Annotated in this window: 3 protein-coding genes; 2 read left to right on the forward strand and 1 reads right to left on the reverse strand. The window is 70.7% G+C overall.

Annotation, left to right across the window (positions count from 1 at the left end; genetic code table 11):
- Positions 1-186 precede the first annotated feature (186 nt).
- Positions 187-537 (forward strand): 4-fold beta flower protein, encoded by a 351-nt coding sequence (locus FV223_RS26705; RefSeq protein WP_147729744.1) that lies wholly within the window; start codon positions 187-189, stop codon positions 535-537.
- 60 nt (positions 538-597) lie between these two features.
- The gene (locus FV223_RS26710) at positions 598-894 is read left to right on the forward strand and encodes a succinate dehydrogenase assembly factor 2 (protein WP_147729745.1); all 297 of its coding nucleotides are present in this window, start codon (positions 598-600) and stop codon (positions 892-894) included.
- A gap of 27 nt (positions 895-921) precedes the next feature.
- Here FV223_RS26710 and FV223_RS26715 read toward each other — a convergent pair whose 3' ends face one another.
- Positions 922-1266 carry a hypothetical protein gene (locus FV223_RS26715; RefSeq protein ID WP_147729746.1) on the reverse strand — a complete coding sequence of 115 codons (345 nt, stop codon included), beginning with the start codon at positions 1264-1266 and terminating at the stop codon, positions 922-924.
- Positions 1267-1760: the final 494 nt, after the last annotated feature.

Here is a 1760-nt window from a genome sequence, read left to right on the forward strand (position 1 = left end):
CACAGGATCCTCCGATCCGCCGATCACGGGAGGGCGACGCTGGCGCGCCGCGTCGCCCTCCCGTGATCGGCGGATCGGAGGATCCTGTGCCCGGCGCCCGGATGCGGCCGGCTGGCAGGTCGGCCGCGATGGCTTAGATACGGACGGTGGCGGCGCTCGGCGCGGCCGGCGGCGGGAGCCAAGGCGATGATCGAGTTTTTCGACCGGGAGGGACGTCCATCCGCCTTCTGCGACGACGGCCGGGCGGTCTACCACTGGGATGGGCGGCCCGCGGCGATCATCGACGACGACAAGGTCTTCGCCTATTCGGGCCGCTTCGTCGGCTGGTTCTCCGACGGATGGATCAGCGACGCGCGCGGGAACCGGCTGCTGTTCGAGTTCGATGCGGTCGGCGGCCCGGCCAAGCCGGACCGCGGCACCCGGGTCGCCAAGGGCCAGCGCGGGCACAAGCCGCCGGTCGGCCCGCGCGATCCCGTCCCGGCCCCGCCCGGGCCGTCCGCGGCGTGGTCCGAGACCGCCTTCGCGGGCCTGGTCTGAGCCTTTCGTCCCGTGATCCTCGGATCACGGGTTGTCTCCAGCGATCCGAAGGCCCTCACGATGTCCGGCACCACCCGCACCAGCGCGGATCTCGATCCCCGCCGCCGCCGCACGCTGTTCCGCGCCTGGCACCGGGGCATCCGCGAGATGGACCTGATCATGGGGCGCTTCGCCGACGCCGAGATCGGCAGCATGAGCGATGCGGATCTCGATCTGTTCGAGGGCCTGATCGAGGTGCCGGACCGCGACCTGTTCCGCTGGCTCGTCGGGGAGGAACAGGTGCCGGGAAACTACGACACGGCGCTGTTCCGCCGTCTCAAGGCGTTCCACAAGCACGACGCGCCGATCCATTCGTAGCGGATCGGCGCCCGGGCCGGGCGATGCCTAGAGGTCGGGTTCGTTGACGACGTAGGGGCCGATGCGGCTCATCAGGTCGATCGGCGCGCCCGCGCGGCGCCCCTTCGCGCCGTCGATCACCAGGACCGGGATGCCCTGGTCGCGGACCTGCGCACGAAGCCGGGCTGCGAGGCGGGCATAGCTCGAATCGCGACGCGACGAGGTCTGGAGCAGGATGGCGGCAGGCCGGGCGATCACCGCCAGCACGTCCGCCGCCGCCTCGAGGGAGACGGTGACGCTGGCATAGCCGAGCTCGGCCAATTCTCCGGCCAGGGAGTGATCGATGGCACGGACACCATCGTCGACGACGAGCACTTGTTGCAGCGCACCCATAAGATCGAGAGCTACCCCATCGCAGGCCACTTGGGAAGAGAGCTGAGCTTTAAACCCTCCGCCAACGGTTTGGTTCGCCGGCGCCCTTTGCAGATGCGAAAATAAACCCTTTCGATGAGCGTCCGATGAACCGCGCGGCCGGCGCCATCGATCGTACCGGGCACAGGCGCGGGCACGATCGGCCAAGACCCTGGCGACGCTGAGCTTTCGGAACGGTTTCGTTTCACGGGCGATGATGCGCGGTCGAGGGATGCGCCGGGCGGGCACGCGGCACCGCCGCGCCGGATGGTGCGGCGCGGGGCGGCCCGAGCGGCCGCTCAGGCCTCGGTCACGGCGATCCCGGTTCCGGCAAAGCGATCGACGCGGAAGCGCGAGGCGCGAAACTCATCGGCTTCGGACGCGCCGGCCTCGCCGCGTTGCACCAGGGCCGTCGCGCAGGCCTGGCCGCGGAAGGCGAGGCGGCCGTCGGGCTCGCGGCGCAGCTCGAACAGGGC

The organism is Methylobacterium sp. WL116, assembly GCF_008039455.1.
Lineage (GTDB): Bacteria > Pseudomonadota > Alphaproteobacteria > Rhizobiales > Beijerinckiaceae > Methylobacterium.